The sequence below is a fragment of the Streptosporangium sp. NPDC000095 genome (assembly GCF_042899335.1).
Taxonomy (GTDB): domain Bacteria; phylum Actinomycetota; class Actinomycetes; order Streptosporangiales; family Streptosporangiaceae; genus Streptosporangium.
Genome location: NZ_JBIAZS010000001.1, coordinates 937037 through 961484, shown reverse-complemented (window position 1 = coordinate 961484; position 24448 = coordinate 937037). Strand labels below are relative to the sequence as shown.

At 69.9% G+C, this 24448-nt stretch carries 23 protein-coding genes; 15 read left to right on the top strand and 8 right to left on the bottom strand.

Annotated elements, in window-relative coordinates; all coding sequences use genetic code 11:
• Positions 1 to 165 precede the first annotated feature (165 nt).
• Positions 166 to 903 (top strand): DNA repair protein RecO, encoded by a 738-nt coding sequence (gene recO, locus ACFY3V_RS03990; protein WP_350944506.1) that lies wholly within the window; start codon positions 166 to 168, stop codon positions 901 to 903.
• Positions 900 to 1709, top strand: a complete 810-nt coding sequence (locus tag ACFY3V_RS03985; protein WP_362898373.1) for an isoprenyl transferase — start codon at positions 900 to 902, stop codon at positions 1707 to 1709. Before recO ends, ACFY3V_RS03985 begins: the two co-directional genes overlap by 4 nt.
• A gap of 94 nt (positions 1710 to 1803) precedes the next feature.
• On the opposite strand, the gene ACFY3V_RS03980 is transcribed toward ACFY3V_RS03985, so the two are convergent.
• From ACFY3V_RS03980 to ACFY3V_RS03950, 7 genes are all read right to left on the bottom strand, one after another.
• Positions 1804 to 2298, bottom strand: coding sequence for a carbonic anhydrase (locus ACFY3V_RS03980; protein ID WP_362898371.1), 495 nt, complete (start codon positions 2296 to 2298; stop codon positions 1804 to 1806).
• An 84-nt stretch (positions 2299 to 2382) separates the two neighbouring features.
• Complete coding sequence (locus ACFY3V_RS03975; RefSeq protein ID WP_350944502.1) at positions 2383 to 2931, bottom strand: CGNR zinc finger domain-containing protein; 549 nt, start codon at positions 2929 to 2931, stop codon at positions 2383 to 2385.
• Between the two features lie 225 nt (positions 2932 to 3156).
• Entirely contained in the window at positions 3157 to 3564 is a 408-nt protein-coding gene (locus tag ACFY3V_RS03970) for a transcriptional repressor (protein WP_350944500.1), read from the bottom strand.
• Entirely contained in the window at positions 3548 to 4393 is an 846-nt protein-coding gene (locus ACFY3V_RS03965) for a metal ABC transporter permease (RefSeq protein ID WP_350944498.1), read from the bottom strand. The genes ACFY3V_RS03970 and ACFY3V_RS03965 overlap by 17 nt, the downstream gene beginning before the upstream one ends.
• Positions 4390 to 5169, bottom strand: a complete 780-nt coding sequence (locus tag ACFY3V_RS03960; protein WP_389769740.1) for a metal ABC transporter ATP-binding protein — start codon at positions 5167 to 5169, stop codon at positions 4390 to 4392. Before ACFY3V_RS03960 ends, ACFY3V_RS03965 begins: the two co-directional genes overlap by 4 nt.
• 9 nt (positions 5170 to 5178) lie before the next feature.
• On the bottom strand, positions 5179 to 5985 hold the full coding sequence (locus ACFY3V_RS03955) for a metal ABC transporter substrate-binding protein (RefSeq protein WP_389769737.1): 807 nt from the start codon (positions 5983 to 5985) through the stop codon (positions 5179 to 5181).
• Between the two features lie 529 nt (positions 5986 to 6514).
• Positions 6515 to 6904: a DUF6703 family protein gene (locus ACFY3V_RS03950; protein WP_350944494.1), complete on the bottom strand. Its 390-nt coding sequence runs from the start codon at positions 6902 to 6904 to the stop codon at positions 6515 to 6517.
• A gap of 214 nt (positions 6905 to 7118) precedes the next feature.
• Here ACFY3V_RS03950 and ACFY3V_RS03945 point away from each other — a divergent pair, with 214 nt between their 5' ends.
• The 11 genes from ACFY3V_RS03945 (at position 7119) to ACFY3V_RS03895 (ending at position 19664) form a co-directional block, all read left to right on the top strand.
• The gene (locus tag ACFY3V_RS03945; RefSeq protein WP_389769733.1) at positions 7119 to 7397 is read left to right on the top strand and encodes an antibiotic biosynthesis monooxygenase family protein; all 279 of its coding nucleotides are present in this window, start codon (positions 7119 to 7121) and stop codon (positions 7395 to 7397) included.
• A gap of 144 nt (positions 7398 to 7541) precedes the next feature.
• Positions 7542 to 8927 carry a glycine--tRNA ligase gene (locus ACFY3V_RS03940; RefSeq protein ID WP_389769730.1) on the top strand — a complete coding sequence of 462 codons (1386 nt, stop codon included), beginning with the start codon at positions 7542 to 7544 and terminating at the stop codon, positions 8925 to 8927.
• A gap of 298 nt (positions 8928 to 9225) precedes the next feature.
• Complete coding sequence (locus ACFY3V_RS03935) at positions 9226 to 9399, top strand: hypothetical protein (protein ID WP_350944488.1); 174 nt, start codon at positions 9226 to 9228, stop codon at positions 9397 to 9399.
• Between the two features lie 38 nt (positions 9400 to 9437).
• The gene (locus ACFY3V_RS03930) at positions 9438 to 10439 is read left to right on the top strand and encodes an AAA family ATPase (RefSeq protein WP_389770229.1); all 1002 of its coding nucleotides are present in this window, start codon (positions 9438 to 9440) and stop codon (positions 10437 to 10439) included.
• Positions 10439 to 11377 carry a DUF58 domain-containing protein gene (locus ACFY3V_RS03925; protein WP_389769726.1) on the top strand — a complete coding sequence of 313 codons (939 nt, stop codon included), beginning with the start codon at positions 10439 to 10441 and terminating at the stop codon, positions 11375 to 11377. The genes ACFY3V_RS03930 and ACFY3V_RS03925 overlap by 1 nt, the downstream gene beginning before the upstream one ends.
• Positions 11374 to 12312: a VWA domain-containing protein gene (locus ACFY3V_RS03920; protein ID WP_389769723.1), complete on the top strand. Its 939-nt coding sequence runs from the start codon at positions 11374 to 11376 to the stop codon at positions 12310 to 12312. Before ACFY3V_RS03925 ends, ACFY3V_RS03920 begins: the two co-directional genes overlap by 4 nt.
• A gap of 10 nt (positions 12313 to 12322) precedes the next feature.
• On the top strand, positions 12323 to 13225 hold the full coding sequence (locus tag ACFY3V_RS03915) for a trypsin-like peptidase domain-containing protein (RefSeq protein WP_350944482.1): 903 nt from the start codon (positions 12323 to 12325) through the stop codon (positions 13223 to 13225).
• Between the two features lie 118 nt (positions 13226 to 13343).
• Entirely contained in the window at positions 13344 to 14015 is a 672-nt protein-coding gene (locus tag ACFY3V_RS03910; protein ID WP_350944480.1) for a response regulator transcription factor, read from the top strand.
• The gene (locus ACFY3V_RS03905) at positions 14012 to 15235 is read left to right on the top strand and encodes a sensor histidine kinase (RefSeq protein WP_389769718.1); all 1224 of its coding nucleotides are present in this window, start codon (positions 14012 to 14014) and stop codon (positions 15233 to 15235) included. The genes ACFY3V_RS03910 and ACFY3V_RS03905 overlap by 4 nt, the downstream gene beginning before the upstream one ends.
• Positions 15236 to 15481: 246 nt before the next feature.
• Entirely contained in the window at positions 15482 to 18124 is a 2643-nt protein-coding gene (gene ppdK, locus ACFY3V_RS03900) for a pyruvate, phosphate dikinase (protein ID WP_389769715.1), read from the top strand.
• Positions 18125 to 18431: 307 nt separating this feature from the next.
• Positions 18432 to 19664, top strand: coding sequence for a deoxyguanosinetriphosphate triphosphohydrolase (locus tag ACFY3V_RS03895; RefSeq protein ID WP_350944476.1), 1233 nt, complete (start codon positions 18432 to 18434; stop codon positions 19662 to 19664).
• Positions 19665 to 19784: 120 nt separating this feature from the next.
• On the opposite strand, the gene ACFY3V_RS03890 is transcribed toward ACFY3V_RS03895, so the two are convergent.
• The gene (locus ACFY3V_RS03890) at positions 19785 to 20669 is read right to left on the bottom strand and encodes a peptidoglycan DD-metalloendopeptidase family protein (protein WP_350944836.1); all 885 of its coding nucleotides are present in this window, start codon (positions 20667 to 20669) and stop codon (positions 19785 to 19787) included.
• Positions 20670 to 20870: 201 nt separating this feature from the next.
• On the opposite strand from ACFY3V_RS03890, the gene dnaG reads away from it, so the two are divergent.
• Entirely contained in the window at positions 20871 to 22721 is a 1851-nt protein-coding gene (gene dnaG, locus ACFY3V_RS03885; protein ID WP_350944474.1) for a DNA primase, read from the top strand.
• A gap of 194 nt (positions 22722 to 22915) precedes the next feature.
• Positions 22916 to 24052 carry an RNA polymerase sigma factor RpoD gene (gene rpoD / locus ACFY3V_RS03880; protein WP_362898350.1) on the top strand — a complete coding sequence of 379 codons (1137 nt, stop codon included), beginning with the start codon at positions 22916 to 22918 and terminating at the stop codon, positions 24050 to 24052.
• Positions 24053 to 24448: the final 396 nt, after the last annotated feature.

Genomic DNA, 24448 nt, shown 5'->3' with positions numbered 1-24448 from the left:
CCCTTTCGTGCGGAGACGGTGTGAGGCGGTGTAACCGGGGGCGGCATTTCGCCAGGGGCCAAAGTTTAGTGAGTTTTAGGTGAACAACACGCACCAGTGATCTATCCGTGTCGTTTGATCATGGTTCCACCTCTGCCAAGTGGACCGTCCCACTAGACTGTGCGGGTGAGTCTGTACCGTGACGACGGCATCGTGCTGCGCACCCACAAGCTGGGAGAGGCCGACCGTATCGTCACCGTGCTGACCCGCCGGATGGGCAAGATCCGGGGCGTCGCCAAGGGGGTCCGGCGGACAACATCACGATTTGGCGGACGGCTCGAACCGTTCACCCACGTCGATCTCCAGCTCCACACCGGCCGCACGCTCGACATGATCACCCAGGCCGAGACCATCAGGCCGTACGGCGAGTCGCTCGTCTCCGACTACCCGCGCTACACGGCGGGCACCGCGATGCTGGAGACCGCCGACCGCCTGGTCATGGGGGAAAAAGAGCCGGCGCTGCGCCAGTTCCTGCTGCTCGTCGGCGGTCTGCGCACGCTCGGCTCAGGTGATCACGAGGCCAGGCTCGTCCTGGACGCCTACTTCCTGCGCTCCCTCGCGGTGGCCGGTTACGCCCCCGCCCTGGAGGCCTGCGCCCGCTGCAAGGCCGTCTCGGTACGGGCCTTCGCCATCGTGGCCGGTGGCGTCGTGTGCGGCGCCTGCCGCCCCGCGGGAGCGGCGGTGCCCGAGGGAGAGACGCTCGCTCTGATGGTGGCGCTGCTCAAGGGCGACTGGTCCACCGCGGACGCCTCCGTCGCCCGGCACCGCGCCGAGTGCAGCGGCCTGGTCGCCGCGTATCTCCAGTGGCACCTCGAACACGGCATACGCTCTCTTCGACACGTAGAAAGGGAGCACGCCACGTGAACGTCCGCCCACCCGTCCCGCATCCCTCCGGTGCCACCCCGCCTCCGATCCCGCGTGACCTCGTGCCCCGGCACGTGGCGATCGTGATGGACGGCAACGGACGGTGGGCCAAGCAGCGCGGCCTGCCCCGCACCGAGGGCCACAAGGCGGGTGAGGCGTCGCTCTTCGACGTGATCGAGGGCGCGATCGAGCTCGGCGTCCCCTACCTGTCGGCCTACGCCTTCTCCACGGAGAACTGGAAGCGCTCCCCTGACGAGGTCCGCTTCCTGATGGGTTTCAACCGCGACGTCATCCGCCGCCGCAGGGACCAGCTTCACGCGATGGGCGTGCGGGTCCGCTGGGCCGGTCGTCCGGGACGGCTGTGGAGGAGCGTCATCCAGGAGTTGCGCGACGCCGAGGAGATGACCAAGGACAACTCCACGCTGACCCTGCAGTTCTGCGTCAACTACGGAGGCCGGGCCGAGATCGTGGACGCCGCCCTGCGTCTCGCGCAGGACATCGCCGACGGACGGGTCAAGCCGGGCCGGGTGAAGGAGGAGACCTTCGCCCGCTATCTGGACGAGCCACAGATTCCCGATGTCGATCTGTTCGTGCGGTCCTCGGGGGAGCAGCGCATCTCCAACTTCCTGATCTGGCAGACGGCGTACGCCGAGATGGTCTTCCTCAACCGCCTCTGGCCCGACTTCGACCGCCGCGATCTGTGGGAGGCGTGCGAGACGTACGCCAAGCGCGACAGGAGATACGGAGGAGCGGTGCCGAACGTGGTCGCGCCCGCACGGGACACCTCGGATGGCGCCGCGGGATGAGGCGACACCGGCCCCGGCGTTGGTCGGCGCCGGCCGGCTCAGGCTGAGCTGCCTGGCCGGCGCCTCGGGCCTCGCGGGGCCGGCACCCCGGTCGTCAGGCCTTGACCTCGCGCAGACGACCGGTCTCCACCTCGTAGACGAAACCACGTACCGAGTCGGTGTGCGGGATGAAGGGGTCGTTCCTGATCCGGTGGAGCGACTGGACGACGTCCTCGTCGAGGTCGGTGAAGGCCTCGGCCGCCCACTCGGGCTTCACCCCGACCTCGGCCTGGATCTGCCGCTTGAAGTCGTCGTCGGTGAAGGTGAGCATGCCGCAGTCGGTGTGGTGGATGAGGATGATCTCCCTGGTGCCGAGCAGACGCTGGCTGATGGCCAGGCTGCGCCGCTCGTCGGCGGTCACCACGCCGCCCGCGTTGCGGATGATGTGCGCGTCACCCTCCGAGAGCCCGAGCAGGGCGTACGGATTGAGACGGGCGTCCATGCAGGCCAGCACGGCCACCCCGAGCGCGGGCGGCATGGGCAGGTGGCCCTTGCGGAAGGTCTCCGCGTAACGTTCCGCGTTGGCGAGCAGGTCGTCGGTGACGCTCATGAGCTCTCCTCGGGGGTAGGCGACATCACGTCATAACCTACCCGCATTACCTACTCAGTCAATAGGTATTAGCGGAGAGTGACATCAGGCTCGGCGTCTTGCGCGGTAGGCGGCGACGTGCATCCGGTTTCCACAGGTGCGGCTGTCGCAGTAGACCCGCGAGCGGTTGCGTGACTCGTCCACGAAGACGTGGTCGCAGTCGGGGGCCGAGCAGGTGCGCAGGCGCTCCCACTCGTCCTCGACGAGCAGGTGGGCGAGCGCGACCCCGATGTCGGCCGCGAGGTGGTCGTGGAGCGAGGCGTCCGGCGCGAAGTAGTGGACGTGCAGGGGGTGGCCGTCGTGCTCGGTCAGGCGCGGGGTGATGCGGGTCCCGCTCAGCAGGGTGTTCAGCCGGATGACCGCGGTGGGCTGGTCGGGGGCGGTGAAGACCTTGTGGAAGGATTCGCGCAGCGCGCGCACCTGGGCCAGGTCGGCGGCGTTCAGCTCGCCGATCCCGCTGACCTCCCAGCGTGCCACGAAGTCGCTGAGTTTCCGCAGGTCGGTCAGGGTGTCTTCGCCTCCGGTGGAGGGGGAGGTGTTGACCAGGTCGACCGCGGTGGCGAGTGAGTGCACCATGTCATGTCCGAATGGCATGTTGACTCCCGTATAAGCGATTGCAGCGTGAGGGCGCGTACGGCGGCTCGCCGTGTCGGAAGCGTATCTCTCCGGTGAACCTCCGGTGCCCTCTCGCGCACGCCCGTCGCGGCGGCGTGCCCCGTGTTATAAGGCATTCTATGCAATTATGTCCTGCTATTGCATGATATGTCCGATGGGTTAAGAATCGCTTTCCTCGCACGCGCGGCCTCCCGGGCCGTCCGCTCAGGCGCGGCTCGGCGTGCGCAGCGGTTTGGCGGCGGTGGAGCAGGAGGCGCAGGTGCCGAAGACCTCCACCGTGTGGGTGATCTCGGTGAAACCGTGCTCGGAGCCGATGGCCTCGGCCCACCGCTCCACCGCGGGCCCGGCCACCTCCACCGTACGGCCGCACCTGCGGCAGACCAGGTGGTGGTGGTGGTCGCCGCTGGCGCACGCCCGGTACACCGACTCGCCGTCGTCGGTTCTCAGCACGTCGACGTGGCCGGTGTCGGAGAGCGCCTGGAGCGCCCGGTAGACGGTGGTCAGTCCGATCTTGGCGCCTTCCGCGCGCATCTCCGCGTAGACGTCCTGCGCGCTGCGGAAACCCTCGCTCTGCCGGAGGATCGCGTGGACGGCATCACGCCTGTTGCTCATGACTGAACTCCTGAGATCGGCTTCGACGTACGAATCTACCGAGCCCGAGGGCGAGGACGAACCCCGCGAGAGCGACGACGACGATGATCGCGCCCGGTGGGACCTCGACGTAGAAGGAGGAGGTCAGACCACCGACCGTGGAGATCATTCCGAACAGCATGGAAAGAAGCATCGTGCTCACGAACCCCCGGGTGAGCTGCTGACTGGTCGCCACCGGCACCACCATCAACGCGCTCACCAGAAGCAATCCTACGACGCGCATGGCGATGACCACGGTGAGCGCGGCGGTCACCGCGATCAGCAGGCTGAGGAAGCGGACCGGCAGGCCGCCGGCCTTGGCGACCTCCTCGTCCTGGCACAGCACGTAGAGCTCCCGCCCGAAGACGGTCACCACACCGAGCACCGCCACCGCCAGCAGGCCGATCACCCACACGTCCTCGACGGTGACGCTGCTGATCGAGCCGAACAGGTAGGACATCAGCGTGGCGTTGCTGCCACCGGGAGCCAGTGAGATGAGCAGCACGCCTCCGGCGATACCGCCGTAGAACAGCAGCGCGAGCGCCACGTCCCCGCTGGTCCTGCCGCGCGCGCGAACCAGCTCGATCGCCACGGCGCCCAGGATCGAGACCACCACGGCCGTCAGCACCGGGGCGGTTCCCGTCAGGAAGCCCAGCGCCACCCCGGTCAGCGCGACGTGCCCGATGCCGTCACCCAGCAGGGCGAGGCGGCGCTGCACCATGAACGTGCCGATGGCGGGGGCGGCCAGGCCGACCAGGAGGGCGGCGATCAGTGCCCGCTGCATGAAGTCGAACCGCAGAAGCTCGATCACGGGATCGGCCTCCAGTCGAGCGGGCTCACGGGCTCCTCCTCGCCGTGCGGATGCACATGGTCGTGGCCGGGCAGCGCGTGCGTGCCGACCGCCCGGGGCGGCGGGCCGTCGTGGCACACGTACCCGTCCCTGAGGACCACCGCGCGGGTGATCAGGGGTTCCAGCGGGCCCAGCTCGTGCGCGACCAGCAGGACCGTCTTGCCCTGGTCGACGAGCGTGGACAGGGTCTCCGCGAGGAGCCGCTGGCTCTCGGCGTCGACGCCCGCGGTGGGCTCGTCCATGACGAAGGTGTCCGGCTCTCCGGCGAGGGCGCGGGCGATCAGCACCCGCTGCTGCTGCCCGCCGGACAGCGCCTGCACCGGGTCGGAGGCACGGTGGGCCATTCCGACGGACGCCAGGGCCCTGCCGGTCGCCTCGCGGTCGGCCGCACCGGTCGGCCGCAGGCGTCGCTGCCTCGCGATCCTGCCGGAGGCGACGACCTCGCGGATCGTGGTCGGCACGCCCCCGCCCACCGAGAGCCGCTGGGGCACGTAGCCGATCCGCCACCAGTCGCGGAACCGGGCGGGGGTTTTGTCGTACAGGAAGGTCTCGCCGCCGGACAGGGGGACGAGGCCGAGCAGGGCGCGGATGAGGGTGGACTTCCCCGATCCGTTCGCACCGAGCACCGCCACCGCCTCACCTGGCTCGACGGACAGGTCGATGCCGCGAAGCACCGGACGGCGGTCCAGGTTGACCTGGCCGCCGTTCATGGTGAAGACCGTTTTAGTGGATGTCACGTGTGACCTTTACGAGCAGCTGAGTGCTTCCTGGAGTGTGGAGAGGTTCTGGCGCATGGCGGACAGGTAGTCGCCGTTCGCCGGCTGGCTTTCCACGGGGTCGAGGACCGCGGTCTTCGCACCGACCTCCTGGGCGAGGATCTCCGCGACCTTCGGGCTGACGAGGGTTTCGGTGAAAATCGTAGTTACTTTCTCCTGCTTGGCCACTTTTGCCACTTCGGCGAGGCGGGCGGGAGAGGGCTCGGCATCGGGATCGAGGCCGCTGATACCGATCTGGTGCAGCTTGTAGCGATCGGCGAGATAGCTGAACGCGGCGTGGGCGGTGACGATCGCGTCCGAGGAACAGGTCGCCAGGCCCTTGGCCAGCTCCTGGTCCAGGGCGGTGAGTTCGGTGGCGGTGGCGGCGGCGCGGTCCCGGTAGCCCTGCGCGTGCGCGGGGTCGGCGGCGGCCAGCCTCTCGCCGAGCTTGGTGGCGACCGTCGCGAAGCGGGCCGGGTCGAGCCAGAGATGGGGGTCGTGGTCGACATCCCCGTGCTCGTGTCCCTCCTCGTCGTGGTGTTCCTCCTCCGCGGCCGCGGGAAGGGGGGTGATCGCGGTGGCCGCGTCGAAGGCCCGGTCGGCGGCGTGCTGCTCGACGGCCTCGTCCACCGCGGGCTGGATCCCCTTGATGTAGACGACGAGTCCCGTCTTCTCCAGCCCGCCCACCTGCACCGGGGACAGCTCCAGGTCGTGCGGCTCGACGCCGGGTTTGGTCAGGCCCGTGACGGCCGCGTCGGGGCCGCCCACCCGCTCGGCGAGCCACTGCAGGGGATACATGGCCGCGGTGACGGTGGGCTTCCCGTCCGCGGAATCACTTGAGGCCCCCCCGGGTGAGCCGCTGGCCGGACCGGCTTCCGTGCCGCAGGCGGCGGTGGCGGCGAGGAGGACGGCGGAGGCAGCCAGGCTGACATTACGTATGCGGATACGTCGGGAGGACTCGGACATCATGCCATCTAGTATGCGCGCAAATGAAAACGATTGTCAAAATCGAGCGCGAAGGAGTTCGCGGAAGGAGTCGGCACATGTCCCGGGGGAGTTGCCGCGCGACGGCCGAGAGGGCCACCTCCGGCAGGGAAGGACTCCGCTGCCCGACGTTGCCCGGCTCGTTTCGGATGCCCCCGCGTGTCCGGCACCGGATAACGATGCCGTACGTCGCGGCGGTAACCGGGAGAGGGGGCGGGGAACGGGGGTGACGGCCTCGGCGAGGTGCCGGCCAGGCCGTCCTGTACGCGTCCCGCCGTAGCCCCCTGCGAAGACCCTGGAGACCGAAGAGTTGGTAAGGGTTCCGGAAGAGGCGAAGGCGGCGTCAGAAGGCGCCGAAGCGGTCGGCGGCGAGCAGGATCAGGAAGGTGAGCAGCGCGACGCGCAGGAGACGCCCCCCGGCCCCCAGAGACGGCCACGACATGTAGGCGAGCCAGCCGACGAACCCGATCACCGGAAGCACGGCGAGACCGCCCCAGAAGGACGGCACCGCGAAACCGGCCAGCAGGAGGGCCACCAGGACCACGGGGACGATCCAGCGGGGGAGCTGGAACAGGAAGACCAGCGGGGCCGCGCTGTGCCGCTCGACCTTCCGCCTCAGCCCGGTCGCCCCCGGCGTGAAGAACTGCTCACCCGGGGGCAGCGGGCGCCTGCCCTGCCTGGGGCGGGGCTGTGCCAGCGGGTGTGCGGGCCGTTCCTCACGCTTTTCTGCCACGGGTCGAGCCTAACGCCACCACGCCCGCCATGACATGCCCCGCCCCCGACCTCTGCCCCCGCTCTTGGACCCGCTCACCATGCTCGGACCTCGGGCCCGCCGGCCGTGCTCGCCCCTCGAACCCCGGACGGATCTCGGGTTCCGGACCCGTCCACCGTGCGCGGCCCCGGGAAGCGTCCGCCGGGCCGGGAGCCGGCTCTGGCATGCTGGGCGGGTGCTTGCTCTCATCCGCTACTCGGTGCCATCCGGCCAGACCGAGGAGTTCACGCTCCGGGCCCACGAGATCGTCGACACCCTGGCCGGGCAGCCGGGCTACGTGAGCGGCCGGGTGTCGAGGTCGGTGGACGAGCCGGAGCTGTGGGCGCTGGTCAGCGAGTGGGAGGGCGCGGGCTTCTACCGCAGGGCGCTGGGCGCGGCGCGGATGGTGATGTATCCGCTGATGACACTCATGATCAACGAGCCGAGCGCGTTCGAGGACGTCGAGCGTCCCTGACCTTTCGCCCGGCGTCCAGGAGAGGCTTTGCCGGGGGCGAAGCGGGCGGCGTGGTTTATCCGCACGTCCCGTGAGCCCGTCTCCCCTAAGCTGGGGGCTCAATCAATTCCTCGCCGACCTCCAGCCGGATGGAGATTCTCCCTTATGGCACGCCGCACCGACATCATGGACACCATCGTCAGCCTCGCCAAACGGCGTGGTCTTGTGTATCCCTCCAGCGAGATCTACGGCGGCCTGCGCGCGTCGTGGGACTACGGTCCGCTGGGCGTGGAACTCAAGAACAACGTGAAGCGGCAGTGGTGGAAGACCGTGGTGCAGGGGCGTGACGACGTGGTCGGCCTCGACTCCTCGGTGATCCTCGCCCGAGAGGTGTGGCAGGCCAGTGGTCACGTGGAGACCTTCACGGATCCGTTGACCGAGTGCCAGTCGTGTCACAAGCGCTACCGGGCCGACCACCTCGAAGAGGCGTACGCCGAGAAGCACGGTAAGCAGCCGGCAGGAGGCCTCGCCGACATCGCCTGCCCCAACTGCGGCACCAAGGGCGCCTTCACCTCGCCGAAGCAGTTCAGCGGCCTGCTGAAGACCTACCTCGGCGCGGTCGAGGACGAGTCGGGCCTCGCCTACCTGCGTCCCGAGACCGCCCAGGGCATCTTCATCAACTACCTCAACGTGCAGCAGTCGGCGCGCAGGAAGATCCCGTTCGGCATCGGCCAGATCGGCAAGTCGTTCCGCAACGAGATCACCCCGGGCAACTTCATCTTCCGCACCCGCGAGTTCGAGCAGATGGAGATGGAGTTCTTCGTCAAGCCGGGCAGCGACGAGGAGTGGCACCAGTACTGGATCGACGAGCGCTTCCGCTGGTACACCGACCTGGGCATCAACAAGGACAACCTGCGCATCTACGAGCACCCGCAGGAGAAGCTCTCCCACTACTCCAAGCGGACCGTCGACATCGAGTACCGCTTCAACTTCACCGGCACCGAGTGGGGTGAGCTCGAGGGCATCGCCAACCGCACCGACTTCGACCTGACCGCGCACAGCAAGGCCTCCGGCACCGACCTGAGCTTCTTCGAGCAGGACACCGGTGAGCGCTACGTCCCGTACGTGATCGAGCCGGCCGCCGGTGTCGACCGCGCCACGCTCACCTTCCTGATCGACGCCTACACCGAGGACGAGGCGCCCAACGCCAAGGGCGTGATGGAGAAGCGCACGGTCATGCGCCTCGACCACCGGCTCGCGCCGGTCAAGGTCGCGGTGCTCCCGCTGTCGCGCAACGCCGACCTGTCGCCCAAGGCCAAGGATCTGGCGGCCCAGCTCCGCCGCCGGTGGAACGTCGAGTTCGACGACGCGGGGGCGATCGGCCGCCGCTACCGCCGCCAGGACGAGATCGGCACGCCGTTCTGCATCACCGTCGACTTCGACACCCTCGACGACCAGGCGGTGACCATCCGCGAGCGCGACTCGATGGCCCAGGAGCGCGTGGCTCTCGACCAGGTCGACTCCTACCTTCGTCAGCACCTCAACGACTAAGGCCCGCCCCACCCGACCGGTCACGGCCGGCGACCCCGTTCGCGGGGTCGCCGGCCGTTGTCGTTCCCGCGCGGCGCGGTTCTCCCCGCGAGGCTTCCCGGTGCGGCTCTCCTCCCGCTCGTCCCGCTTCTCCTCCCACTCGTCTCCCAACGGCCCGCCTCCGCCCTGGCGGCTCCCGGCAGGGGCTTTTCCCCAGGGTGAGCCGGGCGAAAGACGAGATAAAAAGCGGGCTTACGGCGGTTTTCGGGTCCTTTTGATGACATCAGGGTGATCGTTCGTTCAATGAAGGGGGAGAACGATGGCGCACGTATCACCCTGGAAAGCCGTCCCCGGGGTCGTGGCCCTCGCCGGGGTCGTCTTCCTGCTCACCGGAAGTGCCGCTCACGCCGACCCGCGACCCACGCATGACGCGGTCGAGTTGCGGCTGCTCGTCGACGACTGTCCCGCCTCGACCTCCGCGACCGCCCGGTGACCGGGTACGCGGAGCACGTGCGGGAGATCCCGTCCGGCATGGACGGCGGAGCGGACAGGGCGCCGGAGAGCACCGTGCTCGGGCGGGCGTTGTTCGAGGTCAAGCGGATGATCGTCGGACAGGACCGGATGGTCGAGCGCCTGCTCGTCGCGGTCCTCGCCAGGGGGCACTGCCTGCTGGAGGGGGTTCCCGGCATCGCCAAGACGCTGGCGGCCGAGACGCTCGCGGGCGTCGTGGGCGGCTCGTTCGCCCGGATCCAGTTCACTCCCGACCTGGTGCCCGCCGACATCGTCGGCACCCGTATCTACCGGCCGTCCACGGAGAGCTTCGACACCGAGCTGGGCCCCGTGATGGCCAACTTCGTGCTCGCCGACGAGATCAACAGGGCTCCGGCCAAGGTCCAGTCGGCGTTGCTCGAGGTGATGGCCGAGCGCCAGGTGAGCATCGGCGGTCGCACCCACCCGGTGCCCGCCCCGTTCCTGGTCCTGGCGACCCAGAACCCGATCGAGTCCGAGGGTGTCTACCACCTGCCGGAAGCCCAGCGGGACCGCTTCCTGATGAAGATCGACGTGGGATACCCGAGCGAGTCGGAGGAACTCGCGATCCTCTACCGGATGAGCATCGGCCGGCCGGTCTCCCGGCAGGTGCTCGATTCGGAGCGACTGCTTGAGCTCCAGAGGGCCGTGGACGACGTCTTCGTCCACCACGCCGTCGCCGAGTACGCGGTCCGGCTGGTGTACGCGACCCGGGAGCCCGCGCGGTTCGGGCTGGCGGACGTCGCACCGCTGCTGGCCTACGGCGCGAGCCCTCGGGCGACGCTCGGCCTGGTGGCCGCGGCCCGCGCGCTGGCGCTGCTGCGCGGCCGTGACTACGTCCTGCCCGAGGACGTCGCGGACCTGGCCGGCGACGTGATCGCGCATCGGCTGGTGCCGTCGTTCGACGCGCTGACCGACGACGTCCCCCCGCGCCGGATCGTGGACCGGGTGGTCACGGCGATCCCGATGCCCAGGATCGCCCCCGGGCAGGGAGAGGCGGCCTGATGCGGCACCTGCTGTCCGAGCGGGTGCTCAGGCGGCTGGAGCTGACGGTCGTCAGGCGTCTCGACGGGCTGCTCCAGGGAGATCACCGAGGGCTCACCCTCGGACCCGGTGGCGATCTCGCCGAGGCGAGACCGTACGCGCCAGGTGACGACGTGCGCCGGATGGACTGGAACGTCACCGCCCGTACGGCGGAGCCGCACGTACGCGACATGATCGCCGACCGTGAGCTGGAGACCTGGGTGTTGCTCGACGCCAGCGCCAGCATGGACTTCGGCACCGCGCTGATGGAGAAACGGGAACTCGCGCTCGCCGCCCTCGCGGCGATCGGTTTCCTCACCGAGCGGACGGGCAACCGCGTCGGGGCGCACATCCTGCACGGCGGCGAGGTTCGGCGGTTCCCCGCCAGGAGCGGGCGCCCGCATCTCATGGCGCTGCTCGGCGCGGTGTTCTCGCTGCCGCGCACCGAGCCGGGCACCCCGGCGCCGCGCCTCGGACCGGCCGCCGACGATCTCCGCCGCGTGGTGCGCCGCCGCGGGCTCGTGGTCGTCGTCTCGGACTTCCTCGACCCTCCGGAGACCTGGGAGAGGGCGTTGCGCCACATCGCGCTGCGCCACCAGCTCCTCGCGGTGGAGGTCGTGGATCCCCGGGAGCTGACGCTGCCCGACGTGGGGGTGCTCACCCTCGTCGACCCGGAGACCGGCCGCCGCAGGGAGGTCTCCACGGCCGGTGGTCGTCTGCGTGAGCGCTACGCCGAGGCCGCCGCGAGTCAGCGGGCGGCGATCGCGACCGCGCTGCGCCGCTCTGGAGCCGCGCACCTGCGGCTGGACACCGATCGGGACTGGGTCCGCGACCTGGTCTGTCATGTCGTGCTCCAGCGCCGCCTGGCGCGGGCCCGTGGCGCGAGTGGTTCGAACGGTGCGAGAGGTGGTGTGGCATGACCTTTCTGTCCCCTGTCTGGTTGTGGCTGCTGGTGCCCGCGCTGATGATCGCGGTTCTCTACGTGGTCATGTATCTGCGGCGCAGCCGCTACGCCCTGCGGTTCACGAATCTGGACCTGCTGGACAAGCTGGCGCCCAGGAGGCCCGGGTGGCGCAGGCACGTGCCCGCCACGGCGTTCATGGCGATGCTGGTGCTCCTCGTCGTCGGGTTCGCGCGGCCGACGGCCGAGGTGCGGGTCCCGAGAGAGGAGGCGACGATCGTCGTGGCGTTCGACGTCTCGGCGTCGATGCAGGCCACCGATGTGGCGCCCGACCGGTTCACCGCGGCGCGGGAGGCCGCGCGGCGGTTCGTCGAGGACCTGCCCTCCCGGTTCAACCTCGGCCTGGTCACCTTCTCGTCCTCGGCCTCGGTGAGCGTGCCGCCCACCGACGACAGGGCGGCGGTGCTGTCCGCGATCGACCGGCTCACCACGGACGCCGGTACGGCGATCGGCGAGGCGGTGTTCTCGTCCCTGGACGCGATCGACGCCCTGGAGGCCCAGGAACGGCCGCCCGCCCACATCGTGCTGATGTCCGACGGGTCGAGCACCATGGGGCGGTCACCGGAGTTGGCGGCACAGGAGGCGACCTCCAGGGGCGTGCCGGTCTCGACCATCGCGTACGGCACCTCCGAGGGCACGATCCAGCTGGGCGGCAGGGAGACCCTGGTGCCGGTGGACGGCCCCGCGCTGCGCGAGCTGGCGGAAGTCACCGGCGGGGGTTTCTACGAGGCGGCCTCCGGTGACGAGTTGCGGGCGGTCTACGACGACATCGGCAGCTCGGTGGGCTACCGGACCGAGCGGCAGGAGATCTGGCCGTGGTTCGTCGGGGTGGCCCTGCTGGGGGCGGTCGTGGCGGCCGGAACCTCCCTGTTCTGGTTCTCAAGGATCCTGTGAGGAGTCGGCCATGGTGACATCGCACGATCGGCTCTCGGGTCTCGGACGGCCTCGCGGACCGGGTTTCACACCGGGGGACCCGCCCCTGGCCGCGCCACCGGAGGAGCCGGGGCCGCGCCCCGGTCCGGCGGCCACCGCGCGGAAGGCGGGGGCCGCACGCGTCCTGGTCGCCGCGGCGCTCGTCGCCGCGGTCACCGGCGGCGCGGCGGGCGTCGCGGGGGCCCGGCTGGCGGGAGACGGGCAGGCGGCCCCGGCGGCGCTGCCCCGGTCCACCGCGGGCCCGGTCGGCTCGTCCGGCCCCGCGGGGGCCGCGGGCGGCCTCAGCGGTACGGCGGCCAAGGTGTTGCCGAGCGTCGTGTCGGTCGAGTCGGGGCGGGGCTCGGGATCGGGCTTCGTGATCGACGGCTCGGGGCACCTGCTCACCAACGCGCACGTCCTCACCGGTGGCGCGGGCGTCACCGTGGTGCTCAACGACGGGCGGCGCCTGCCCGCCACCGTCGTGGGCACCGACGCGGCGTACGACCTGGCGGTGCTCAGGGTGAACGACACCCGCGCTCTGGTCCCGGCGGAGCTGGGGAGGTCCGCGGACGTCGCGGTGGGCGATCAGGTGCTGGCCATCGGCTCCCCGCTGGGCCTGGCGGGTACGGTCACCGGCGGCATCGTCAGCGCTCTCGACCGCCAGGTGAGGCTGGGCGGGAACGGGAGCGGGGGCGGGCAGACCGCTCTGCAGACCGACGCCTCCATCAATCCCGGCAACTCCGGAGGCCCGCTGGTCAACGCCAGGGGCGAGGTGATCGGGATCAACACCGCGATCGCGACGCTCTCGCGGCGGGGGAGCGGGTCGATCGGCATCGGGTTCGCCATCCCGATCGACCGGGCGGCCCCCGTCGCCGAGCGGATCATCCGGGGGTGACGGGGTGACGGGGTGAACAGAGGTGGACGAAAGCGAAGGGAAGGAAATGCGAGGGAAGAGAAGCGCGGTATGGCGGTGGCATCCGCGTTTCCGGCCGCGCACGACCTAGGTTCGTACCATGCGACTGCTCGTTGTCGAAGATGAGGAAGATCTGGTCGACGCCCTGCGGGTGGGGCTCGTCCGGGCCGGATACGCGGTCGACGTCGCCTACGACGTGGCCCAGGCGCGGGAGAAGCTCCAGGTCAACTCGTACGACCTGGTCCTTCTCGACCTCAACCTGCCCGGAGGGGACGGTTTCGAGGTGTGCAGGGCGCTGCGCGGCACCGACCAGGGCCAGGCCGTGCGGATCATCATGGTGACCGCGCGGGACCGGCTGGACGACCGGGTCAGGGGGTTGGACGAGGGCGCCGACGACTACCTGGTCAAGCCGTTCGCCTTCCCCGAACTCCTGGCCCGCGTCCGCGCGCTGCTGCGCAGGGAGCCCGGCGGTGGGACGGCGATCCTGCAGGTGGGTTCGCTGCGGCTGGACACCTCCCGGGTGGAGGCCCACTCGGCCGGACGCGAGCTGGGACTCACCCCCAAGGAGTTCGGTGTCCTGCACTATCTGATGACCCGTCCCGGGCACGTCGTCTCCGCCGAGGAGCTTTTGGAACACGTCTGGGACGAGCACACCGACCCGTTCACCAACACCGTGCGGGTGACGGTGGGAAACCTGCGGCGCAAGCTCGGAGCCGACGCCGTGATCGAGACCGTGGTCAGCAAGGGCTATCGGCTGAGGGAGGACACGTGAGGTTCTCCTTCGTGCAGACGATCCGCTTCCGGCTCACCGTCCTCTACTCGAGCCTGCTGTTCCTGCTCTGTGCCCTGGTCATCGGCGTGCTGTACGTCGCCGTGGCCAGGAGCGCGGAGGAGCGGCCCTACACCGTCCAGCAGGCCAAGCTCTACAGCGTCGACACCGAGCGCTACGTGGGCAAGGCCCCCGTCGTCGAACTCGCCGAGGTGGAGAACGCGGTCAACCTGCTCACCCTGCGGACCCTGCGCGACTACTCGTTCCTCACCCTGGGCGGGCTCTTCCTGGTGAGCTTCGGCATCGGCTGGGTGCTGTCGGGCCGGGTGCTGCGTCCGGTGCGCTCGATCACCAGGGCCGCCGCCGAGATCCAGGGCACCGACCTGTCGCGGCGGATCCTGCTCACCGGTCCGAAGGACGAGCTCCGCGACCTCGCAGACACCGTCGACACCATGCTCGGCCGCCTTGAGGGCGCCTTCCTGGCGCAGCGGCAGCTGATCGACGACGCTTCCCACGAGCTGCGCAGCCCGCTGGCCATCATCCGGGCGAATGTGGACGCCGTCCTCGCCTCGCCCGACAGCACCGAGGAGGAGCGGATGCGGGCGGTGGCCATCGTGGACCGGGCCACCACCCGGATGACCCGCCTGGTCGAGGATCTGCTCGCGACCGCGCGCCGGTCCGCGCCCGCGCTCGCCGACGCCGAGGTGGACGTGGGTGCGCTCGCCGCCGAGGCGGCCGAGGAGTTCACCACGCTCGCCGCGGGACGCGGGCTGTCGATCCGCAAGGCGCTGCCCGCCGGACTGCGCGGGGTGGGGGACCACGACGCCCTGCGCCGGGCCGTGGGCAACCTGCTCTCCAACGCGGTACGGCTCGCGCCGGGCGGGAGCGAGGTCGTCGTGGCGGCAGGTCGTACCGGGGGCCGCAGGGAGGGCTGGATCTGGGTCGCGGTGCGCGACGCCGGCCCGGGGGTGCCCGAGGACGACCAGACGCGGGTGTTCGACCGTTTCTGGCGCGGCCAGACCAGCCGCCGCGACCGGCACAGCGGACTGGGCCTGGCGATCGTCCGCCAGATCGTGGAGTCGCACGGCGGGCACGTGCGGCTGTTCTCCCGGCTGGGCGAGGGGAGCGTGTTCGTGCTGTGGCTCCCGTCGGGAGAGGGCCCCGCGGAAGGCGATGTCCCCGACCTGAACCCTCTCGTGGAAGTGGGCCTGGCGGGTCGCTGAACCGGCCGTGAACGGGGTTGAATGCCGGAAAAATTGGTTTATACCAATTGGTGTAAACCAATTTCCCAGGTGATCGATATCCTTACGCATTTGGCCGTGATTTGAATTGGATTAGACCGGTGTACGTGCTCTGAGCTGCGATAATGCTGTTTCACGTGGTGGGTGCCGTTTCGTTGCCTTGTTCGTCGGTAGAGTCCGGATGGAGGCGGAACCAGACATCGTTCTGAAGTCGCAGAAGGAGCAACCGTGCCGAAGTACGTTTACGACTTCACCGAGGGCAACAAAGATCTCAGGGATCTGCTCGGCGGTAAGGGAGCGAACCTCGCCGAGATGACCAACCTCGGGCTGCCGGTTCCCCCCGGCTTCACCATCACCACCGAGGCGTGCCGGAGCTTCCTCGCGAACGGGACCCTGCCCGAGGGGATGCAGGAGGAGGTCTCCGCGCACCTGGCCGCCCTGGAGGCCGCGATGGGCCGCCGCCTCGGCCAGGCCGACGACCCGCTCCTGGTGAGCGTGCGCTCGGGGGCCGCCTTCTCCATGCCCGGCATGATGGAGACCGTTCTCAACATCGGGCTCAACGACGACTCGGTTCACGGACTGGTCAAGCAGGCGGGCGGCAACGAGCGCTTCGCCTGGGACTCCTACCGGCGCCTCATCCAGATGTTCGGCAAGACCGTCCAGGGCATCGACGGCGAACTCTTCGACGGCGCCCTGGAGGAGCTCAAGGACGGCCGCGACGACCTGGAGCTGGAGGCGGCCGACTTCAGGCGCCTGGTCGCGACGTACAAGGAGATCGTCTACGCCAAGACCGGCGAGGACTTCCCCGCCGACCCTCACCGGCAGATGCGCATGGCGGTGGAGGCCGTGTTCGCGTCGTGGAACGCCCCCCGCGCGGTGCTGTACCGCCGCCAGGAACGCATCCCCGCCGACCTGGGCACCGCGGTCAGCGTCTGCTCGATGGTCTTCGGCAACTGCGGCATGGACTCGGGCACCGGGGTGGCCTTCACCCGCGACCCCGGCAGCGGCCAGCAGGGCGTGTACGGCGACTACCTGCAGAACGCCCAGGGCGAGGACGTGGTCGCGGGCATCCGCAACACCATGCGGCTGCAGGAGCTGGAGAGCCTCGACAAGCCCGTCTACGACGAGCTCATGCGGACCATGGAGACGCTGGAGAACCACTACCGCGACCTGTGCGACATCGAGTTCACGGTCGAGCGCGGCAAGCTCTGGATGCTCCAGACCCGCGTGGGCAAGCGGACCCCGGGCGCCGCGTTCCGCATCGCCGTCCAGCTCGTCGACCAGGGCGTCATCGACCTGGACGAGGCCGTGACCCGCGTGTCCGGCGACCAGCTCGCCCAGCTCATGTTCCCCCGCTTCGCCGACGACGCCGGCACCAAGATGATCGCGAGGGGGATGAACGCCTCGCCGGGCGCGGCGGTCGGCAAGGCCGTCTTCTCCACGGCCAGGGCCGTCGAGCTCGCCGGGCGCGGAGAGGCCGTCATCCTGGTCCGCCGCGAGACCAACCCCGACGACCTCGCCGGGATGATCGCCGCCCAGGGCGTGCTGACGAGCCGCGGGGGCAAGACCTCGCACGCCGCCGTGGTCGCGAGGGGCATGGGCAGGACCTGCGTCTGCGGCGCCGAGGAGCTGGAGGTCTCAGCCAGGGACCGCACGTTCACCACGGCCTCCGGCCTCGTGGTCTCCGAGGGAGAGGTGATCTCCATCGACGGCACCAGCGGGGCCGTCTACCTCGGGGAGGTGCCCGTGGTCCCCTCCCCGGTCGTGGAGTACTTCGAGGGCTCGGGTGACCGGGGCGACGAGCTCGTCCGCGCCGTGCACCGGATCATGTCCCACGCCGACGAGGTACGCAGGATGGCCGTACGCGCCAACGCCGACACCGGCGAGGACTCCGCGAGGGCTCGCAGGTTCGGCGCCCAGGGCATCGGCCTCTGCCGCACCGAGCACATGTTCCTCGGCGACCGTCGAGCCCTGGTCGAGGACCTGGTGCTGGCCGTCTCCGACGAGGAGCGCGAGCGGGCGCTGGCCGCGCTGGAGCCGCTGCAGCGGGCGGACTTCACGGAGATCTTCCAGGCGATGGAAAGCATGCCCGTCACGATCCGCCTGATCGACCCGCCGCTGCACGAGTTCCTGCCCGACTACACCGAACTGTCGGTACGGGTCGCCCTCGCCGGTGACGCGGCGGAGGAGAAGGACCGCAAGCTCCTCGCCGCGCTCAAGCGGCTCCACGAGGAGAACCCGATGCTGGGCCTGCGCGGCGTGCGGCTCGGCCTGGTCATCCCCGGCGTGTTCGCCATGCAGGTCCGGGCGATCGCGGCGGCGGCCAAGGCGGTGCCGGGCAGCCGCCCGGAGATCATGATCCCGCTGGTGGCCGCCGTCCAGGAGCTGGAACACGTGCGGGACGAGGCGCGGCGGATCCTCGCGGAGGCCGAGGTCGAGGCGCTGATCGGCACGATGATCGAGGTGCCCCGCGCGGCGCTCACCGCCGGGCAGATCGCCGAGGCCGCCGAGTTCTTCTCGTTCGGCACCAACGACCTGACCCAGATGACGTGGGGCTTCTCCCGGGACGACGTCGAGGCCGCCTTCTTCTCCAAGTATCTGGAGCTGGGCGTCTTCGGGGTCTCCCCGTTCGAGACCCTGGACCGCGACGGCGTCGGCAGGCTCGTGGAGATCGCCGTCGAGCAGGGCCGCGCGACCCGGCCCGACCTGAAGCTGGGCATCTGCGGCGAGCACGGCGGTGACCCGGACTCGATCCACTTCTGCCACCAGGCCGGTCTCGACTACGTGTCCTGCTCGCCGTTCCGCATCCCGGTCGCCCGTCTGGAGGCCGCCCGAGCCACCCTGGTGTGCGAGGGCTCCGACACCCGCTGACCCTCGCGGTCGGCACCCTGACTTCGCGGGAAGTCGCCTCCGGCGCCGCCGGGGCGACTCTCCGCGGAGCCGGTCCCCGCGGCCCGTCCCACCCTCACCCGGGGCGGCCGCGGGGACCGGTACACCTCACGCCCGCGACGCCCGCGCTCCCGGCGGGCGGGAACGGTGGCCGCGGGTCGCGCTCCCTCGGTAGCGCTCCCGAAGGAGCGCGCGAACGGGCGGGGAACGGCGCCGCATACCCGATAACCTGGTGTTTTCTCGCCGTTCCGCATAGCAGGTGCCTTTCGCGGATAAAATCAGTGCACTTATGCATGGTTATGACGAGCACGATCAGGTCAGGTGGGTGCCGGAACCACCCGGCAACCCGGAAAGAAGCCCGTTCGAGCGCGATCGGGCGCGGGTGCTGCACAGCGCCGGGCTCCGGCGGCTGGCCGCCAAGACCCAGGTCGTCGGCCCGGGAGAGACCTTCGGCAGCGGCCAGCACATCCCCCGCACCCGGCTGACCCACTCCCTGGAGTGCGCGCAGATCGGCCGTGAGATGGGGGAGACCCTCGGCCGCGACCCGGACCTGGTGGAGACCGCGTGCCTCGCCCATGACCTCGGCCACCCGCCGTTCGGCCACAACGGGGAGACGGCGCTCAACGACCTCGCCGCGGGGTGCGGCGGCTTCGAGGGAAACGCGCAGAGCCTGCGCCTGCTGACCCGGCTGGAGGCGAAGGTCGTCACCGAGGACGGCCGCAGCGCCGGGCTCAACCTCACCAGGGCCTCCCTGGACGCCGCCGTCAAATACCCGTGGACCCGCGAGAGAAGCGCCAAGTACTGCGTCTACGACGACGACATGCCGGTCTTCGAATGGATCAGGGAGGGCGCTCCGGAGGGGCAGGTGAGTTTCGAGGCGCAGATCATGGACTGGGCCGACGACGTCGCCTACTCCGTGCACGACCTGGAGGACGCCCTGCACTCCGGCGGCGTGCTGCTGGAGGCGATGCGCGATCCGGCGGAGCGCCGCGAGGTCTGCGCGACCACCCGCGAGTGGTACGCCCCCGACGCCGAGCCGGGCGAGCTGGAGGACCTCTTCCACCGTCTCATCACCCAGCCGCTCTGGCCCCGTCACTTCGACAGCTCGTTCGCCGACCTCGCCGCGATCAAGGGGCTCACCAGCTCGCTCATCGGCCGCTTCTGCAGGTCCGCCGAGGTCGCCACCCGCGAGGCGTACGGACCGGCGGCCGGACGCTACAGCGCCGACCTGATCGTGCCCAGGGCCACCCGTCTGGAGTGCGCGCTGCTCAAGGGGGTCACGGCCCACTACGTGATGAGCAGCGACGCGCACAGCGCCAACCAGGTCAGGCAGCGCGAGCTGATCCACGACCTGGCCCACCACATCATGCTGGGCGCCCCGGGGACCCTGGAGCCCGCCTTCAGGCCCGCCTTCACCAGGGCCGCCGGTGACGCCGGCCGGCTTCGCGTGGTCGTCGACCAGATCGCCTCGCTCACCGACACCTCCGCGGTCGCCTGGCACCGCGCCCTCGCCGGCCGCTGACCGGGCCCTGTCGCGTTCCCGGCGCGCCTTCCGGCGACGGGGACGACCCTCCTTCGTCAGTGGCCGACTGTCAGGGGCCGACCGGTGGACGGGCGAGCCCGCCCTGTCACGTTCCCGGTGTCAGGTGCCGCCGTTCAACGGGATCTGCACCGGCTCCTGCGACGGCTCCGACCTCCTCTTGGTGGGCTTCTTCGTCGGCGTGGGCTGCGGTTTCGACGCGCACAGGGTGAAGCAGCGGGGAGCCGCCCCGGTCTGCTTCATCACGGCGAGCATCTCCTCCCTGGGGGAGAGCGTGGGATTGCCCTTCAGCCAGGCGTCCAGGTAGTCCCAGGGCTTGACCATGCCCCGGCGTACCCACCACATCGAGGGCGAGGTCTTCCAGGAGATCGCGAAGTAGAGGTTGCTCGCGGTCGAGCGGGCGTTGCCCGAGTTGCCGACCTGGCCCAGGACCTGACCGGCTCTGACGCGCAGTCCCGGCCGTACCCCCAGGGCGATCTTGTCCAGGTGGCCGCCGAGGTAGCGGACGCCGTCGTCGCCGATCACCGTGACGAACCGGCCCTCACGGTCGGCGCCGCGATCGGTGGAGGGTTTCCACCGGTTCTTGGTGTTGACCTCGTCGACCACGCCGTTCACCGGGGAGACGAACGAGCAGCCCTTGCCCGCCCAGATCGTGGTCTTGGGCAGAACCAGGAGCCTGCTCTCGTAGGTGACCGAGCAGCCCTTCACCGGGAAGACGTAGGTGTGCTCGGAGACCTTCGGCGGCGGAACCTGCACCGGGGAGTCGGCCTTGGGGCGGTCGACGGCCGTGGGAGGGGGAGCGGAGGTGGGAGTCGCCTGGGGCATGGTCGCGGTGACCGACGAGGCCGGCGCTCCGGCCGCGGACTCCGCTCCGGGGGTCGGGGCCGCAGTACCGATGCCCGCCACCCCGCCCGGCGGCGCACAGGCCGCGGTGACGAGCGCCGCGCCGGTCACGGCGGCCAATCGTGCTATATGCCCCGATCGCATGATCTCCACCCGCGTACATTATCGAGAATCCGCCTTTACCTTTGTAACCGACGTCCTGGTTGGTCAGGACCAATTCGGGAAAGTCATCGTTCCTCCTGTCCCTCCCGTCCCGGTGGTCCCCCTGGCCTGCCGGAAGATCGAAGCGGGAGCGGGCCCGGCTCCCCGCCCCGATCTGTCGGGAGGCCGGACTAGACTCGCGGCGTGGCAAGCCGGATCAGTGATGAGGACATCGCGCTCGTACGGGAGCGCTCGCCGATCGCCGACATCGTGGGTGAGCACATCCAGCTCCGCAACGCCGGCGGCGGCAACCTGAAGGGGCTCTGTCCCTTTCACGAGGAGAAGAGCCCGTCCTTCAACGTGACCCCCACCCGGGGTTACTGGTACTGCTTCGGTTGCGCCGAGGGCGGTGACGTCATCACCTTCGTCCGGCGCCTGGAGCACCTGTCGTTCGGCGAGGCGGTCGAGCGGCTCGCCAACCGGGCGGGCGTCCAGCTCCGCTACGAGCAGGGCGGCTACGTCCCCGGGCGCGAGCAGGGCGAGCGCATCCGCCTGATCGAGGCGCACCGGGCGGCGGCCGAGTTCTACGCCTCCAAGCTCTCGGCCCCCGACGCCGCGATCGGGCGCAGGTTCCTGTCGGAGCGCGGGTTCGAGCGGGTCGACGCCGAGCGTTTCGGCGTCGGATACGCCCCCGCCGAGTGGGAGGCCCTCTCACGGCACCTGATGGCGAAGGGCTTCACCACCGCGGAGCTGATCAAGGGCGGGCTGGCGAAGGAGGGGCGGCGTGGCCCGATCGACCGTTTCAGGGGACGGCTGGTCTGGCCTATCCGCGACATAACCGGAGACGTCATCGGTTTTGGCGCACGGAAATTGAACGATGCCGAAGACGGGCCGAAATACCTGAACACCCCGGAAAGCCCGCTTTACAAGAAGAGCGAGGTCCTCTACGGGGTAGACCTGGCCAAGCGCGAGATCTCCAAGCGCTCCCAGGCCGTGATCGTCGAAGGCTACACCGACGTGATGGCCTGTCACCTGTCGGGCGTGCCGACGGCGGTGGCCACCTGCGGCACCGCGTTCGGCGAGGAGCACATCAAGGTGCTCCGGCGGCTGCTGCTCGACCAGTCGGGGTCGCGGGGTGAGGTGATCTTCACTTTCGACGGCGACGCGGCCGGCCAGAAGGCGGCCCTGCGCGCCTTCGCCGACGAGCAGAAGTTCGTCACCCAGACCTTCGTCGCCGTGCAGGCCGACGGCCTCGACCCGTGCGATCTGCGCGTCAGGCAGGGCGACGCGGCCGTGCGCGACCTGATCGCCGGGCGCGAGCCGCTGTTCGCCTTCGCCATCCGCAGCGTGATCTCCCGCTACGACGGGAGCACCAACGAGGGGCGGCTCTCCGCCCTCGACGCCGCCGCCCCGATCGTGGCCGGCATCAAGGACAGGTCGCTGCGCCGGCTGTACGCCGTCGACCTCGACCGGTGGCTGGGCTTCAACAACGAGCAGTTCGTCCTCGACCGGATCGCCGAGGTCTCCGCGGCGGCCCAGCCGCGCGCCCAGCGCCCCGCGGGACCCCGCAAGGTCGCCGACCTCACCGACCCCGGGGTGCGGACCGAGGCGGAGGTGCTCCGGCTGGCCGTGCAGCGTCCCGCGCTGCTCGGCCCCGGCTTCGAGGCGCTGGGAGCGGAGGCGTTCACACTCGCCGAGCACACGGCCCTCTACCGGCTGATCGTCGACTCCGGCGGCACCGCCGCCGCGGGGCAGGGCGGACGCGAGTGGGTCGACCTGTTGCTGCGCGGGGCCGAAGACTCCCTGCGCGGGGTCGTCACCCGGTTCGCCGTCGAGGAGCTGCGGGCCGACCTGGCGAGCGAGGAGCGCTACGCCTCGGCGATGCTGGCGGCCCTGGAGCTCGTCTCGGTGACGCGGGCCATCGAGCGGCTCAAGTCGAGGATGGAGCGGACGAACCCGGTCGACGAGCAGCAGGAGTACAACCGGCTGTTCGGAGAGCTGGTCGCGCTGGAGCACCAGCGGCGCGTGCTCAGGGAGCGCGCGGCCGGGAGCTGACGGCCGGGAGCTGACGGCCGGGAGCCGATGGCCGGGAGCCGACGGCATAAATGGCATTAATATCCGCGCACTGATTACACCAAACCCGAATAAGGTCTCGATCCGATAATGATCGTCGCCTTACCTTCGGTGACAAAAATAGGTCTGCCATTTAGGGGACCCAATACAGCAGACTGTCTCCCGTGGGTGCATCGGTGCTGCCAAGTGGGCCGCCATCGGTAGACCAGGTGGCCGACCTCGTCACGAAGGGAAGAGAGCGCGGAAGCGTCACGGTCGATGACGTGGCCGCCGCTCTCGACAAGTCCGAGCTGCCGTCCGACGCGCTCGAACGCGTCGTCCGGATGCTCGCCGAGAACGGAGTGGAGGTTCTTGAGCCCCAGGGCGATGAGGAGCCCGCCCGGGCCGATGAGGAGGATGTCGGAAAAAGGGCCCCGACCAGCGATCTTGTCCGCATATACCTGCGGGAGATCGGTCGCGTCCCCCTGCTCACGGCAGAGGAGGAGGTGGAGCTCGCCAAGTCCATCGAGGCGGGCCTGTTCGCCGAGGACAAGCTGACCAGCGTCGTCTCACGCATGGTCTTCCCGGAGTTCAAGGAGCTCGCCTGGCAGGGCACGCGGGCCAAGCAGCGGCTGATCGAGGCCAATCTGCGGCTGGTCGTGTCAATCGCCAAAAGATATGTGGGACGCGGGATGCTGTTCCTGGATCTCATCCAGGAGGGCAACCTCGGGCTCATCCGGGCGGTCGAGAAATTCGACTACACCAAGGGCTACAAGTTCTCCACATACGCCACCTGGTGGATTCGCCAGGCGATCACCAGGGCCATCGCGGACCAGGCGCGCACCATTCGAATTCCGGTGCACATGGTCGAGACGATCAACAAGCTGGTACGGGTCCAGCGCCAGCTCCACCAGGATCTCGGCCGCGAGCCCGCGCCCGAGGAGATCGCCCTGGAGATGGACCTGCCGATCGACCGGGTGATCGAGATCCAGCGGATCGCCCAGGAGCCGGTCTCGCTCCAGTCGCCGATCGGCGAGGAGGACTCCGACCTCGGAGACTTCATCGAGGACGCCGACGCGGTCGTGCCGATGGAGGCCGCGGCCTTCATCATGCTGCAGGACCAGCTCGACGACATCCTCGCGACCCTCTCCGATCGCGAGCAGCGCATCATCCAGCTGCGCTTCGGGCTCGCGGACGGACATCCCCGCACGTTGGAGGAGGTCGGCAGGGAGTTCGGCGTGACGCGCGAGCGCATCCGGCAGATCGAGTCGAAGACCCTCGCCAAGCTCAGGCACCCGACGAGGGCGCAGATGCTTCGCGACTACCTCGACTGAGGAGCCACACGGCGCGGGCCCCGGGAACCTCCGTTCCCGGGGCCCGCGCCGTTCGGCCGACCTCACCACCGCGGCCGTCAGGGCGCCCTCTCTCCGGGCCGGTGCCGCTCTCGCCGATCACCTGGAGCTCGTTTTCCCGGGCAGAACCTTTCCGGTGGTCCGGTACCGGTCACCTGGAGTCCTCGCCCTCCCGAGGGAATCTTTCCGGTGGTCCGGCGCGGATCACCCGGTCTCCCCGCTTCCCCGGTTCGTGCCGGTGCGGTGGTCCGGCGCCGATCACCAGGGATTCCTGTCGTGGTGATCACTCCAAAAGCCCCGGTTTTCCGGGGCGTACGGCGTTCCTGTTCGGCGCATTCGGGGGGCCGGGCTGTTCTCCTGGGCGATACAGGCGCAGAC

Coding starts and splice junctions, on each gene's coding strand:
- ACFY3V_RS03980 (WP_362898371.1), bottom strand. CDS start 2,298: ATGAGCGTCACCGACGACCTGCTCGCCAACGCGGAACGTTACGCGGAG.
- ACFY3V_RS03975 (WP_350944502.1), bottom strand. CDS start 2,931: ATGCCATTCGGACATGACATGGTGCACTCACTCGCCACCGCGGTCGAC.
- ACFY3V_RS03970 (WP_350944500.1), bottom strand. CDS start 3,564: ATGAGCAACAGGCGTGATGCCGTCCACGCGATCCTCCGGCAGAGCGAG.
- ACFY3V_RS03955 (WP_389769737.1), bottom strand. CDS start 5,985: ATGTATCCCCTGCAGTGGCTCGCCGAGCGGGTGGGCGGCCCCGACGCG.
- ACFY3V_RS03940 (WP_389769730.1), top strand. CDS start 7,542: ATGGCACGCCGCACCGACATCATGGACACCATCGTCAGCCTCGCCAAA.
- ACFY3V_RS03935 (WP_350944488.1), top strand. CDS start 9,226: ATGGCGCACGTATCACCCTGGAAAGCCGTCCCCGGGGTCGTGGCCCTC.
- ACFY3V_RS03930 (WP_389770229.1), top strand. CDS start 9,438: ATGGACGGCGGAGCGGACAGGGCGCCGGAGAGCACCGTGCTCGGGCGG.
- ACFY3V_RS03925 (WP_389769726.1), top strand. CDS start 10,439: ATGCGGCACCTGCTGTCCGAGCGGGTGCTCAGGCGGCTGGAGCTGACG.
- ACFY3V_RS03920 (WP_389769723.1), top strand. CDS start 11,374: ATGACCTTTCTGTCCCCTGTCTGGTTGTGGCTGCTGGTGCCCGCGCTG.
- ACFY3V_RS03915 (WP_350944482.1), top strand. CDS start 12,323: ATGGTGACATCGCACGATCGGCTCTCGGGTCTCGGACGGCCTCGCGGA.
- ACFY3V_RS03910 (WP_350944480.1), top strand. CDS start 13,344: ATGCGACTGCTCGTTGTCGAAGATGAGGAAGATCTGGTCGACGCCCTG.
- ACFY3V_RS03895 (WP_350944476.1), top strand. CDS start 18,432: ATGCATGGTTATGACGAGCACGATCAGGTCAGGTGGGTGCCGGAACCA.
- ACFY3V_RS03890 (WP_350944836.1), bottom strand. CDS start 20,669: ATGCGATCGGGGCATATAGCACGATTGGCCGCCGTGACCGGCGCGGCG.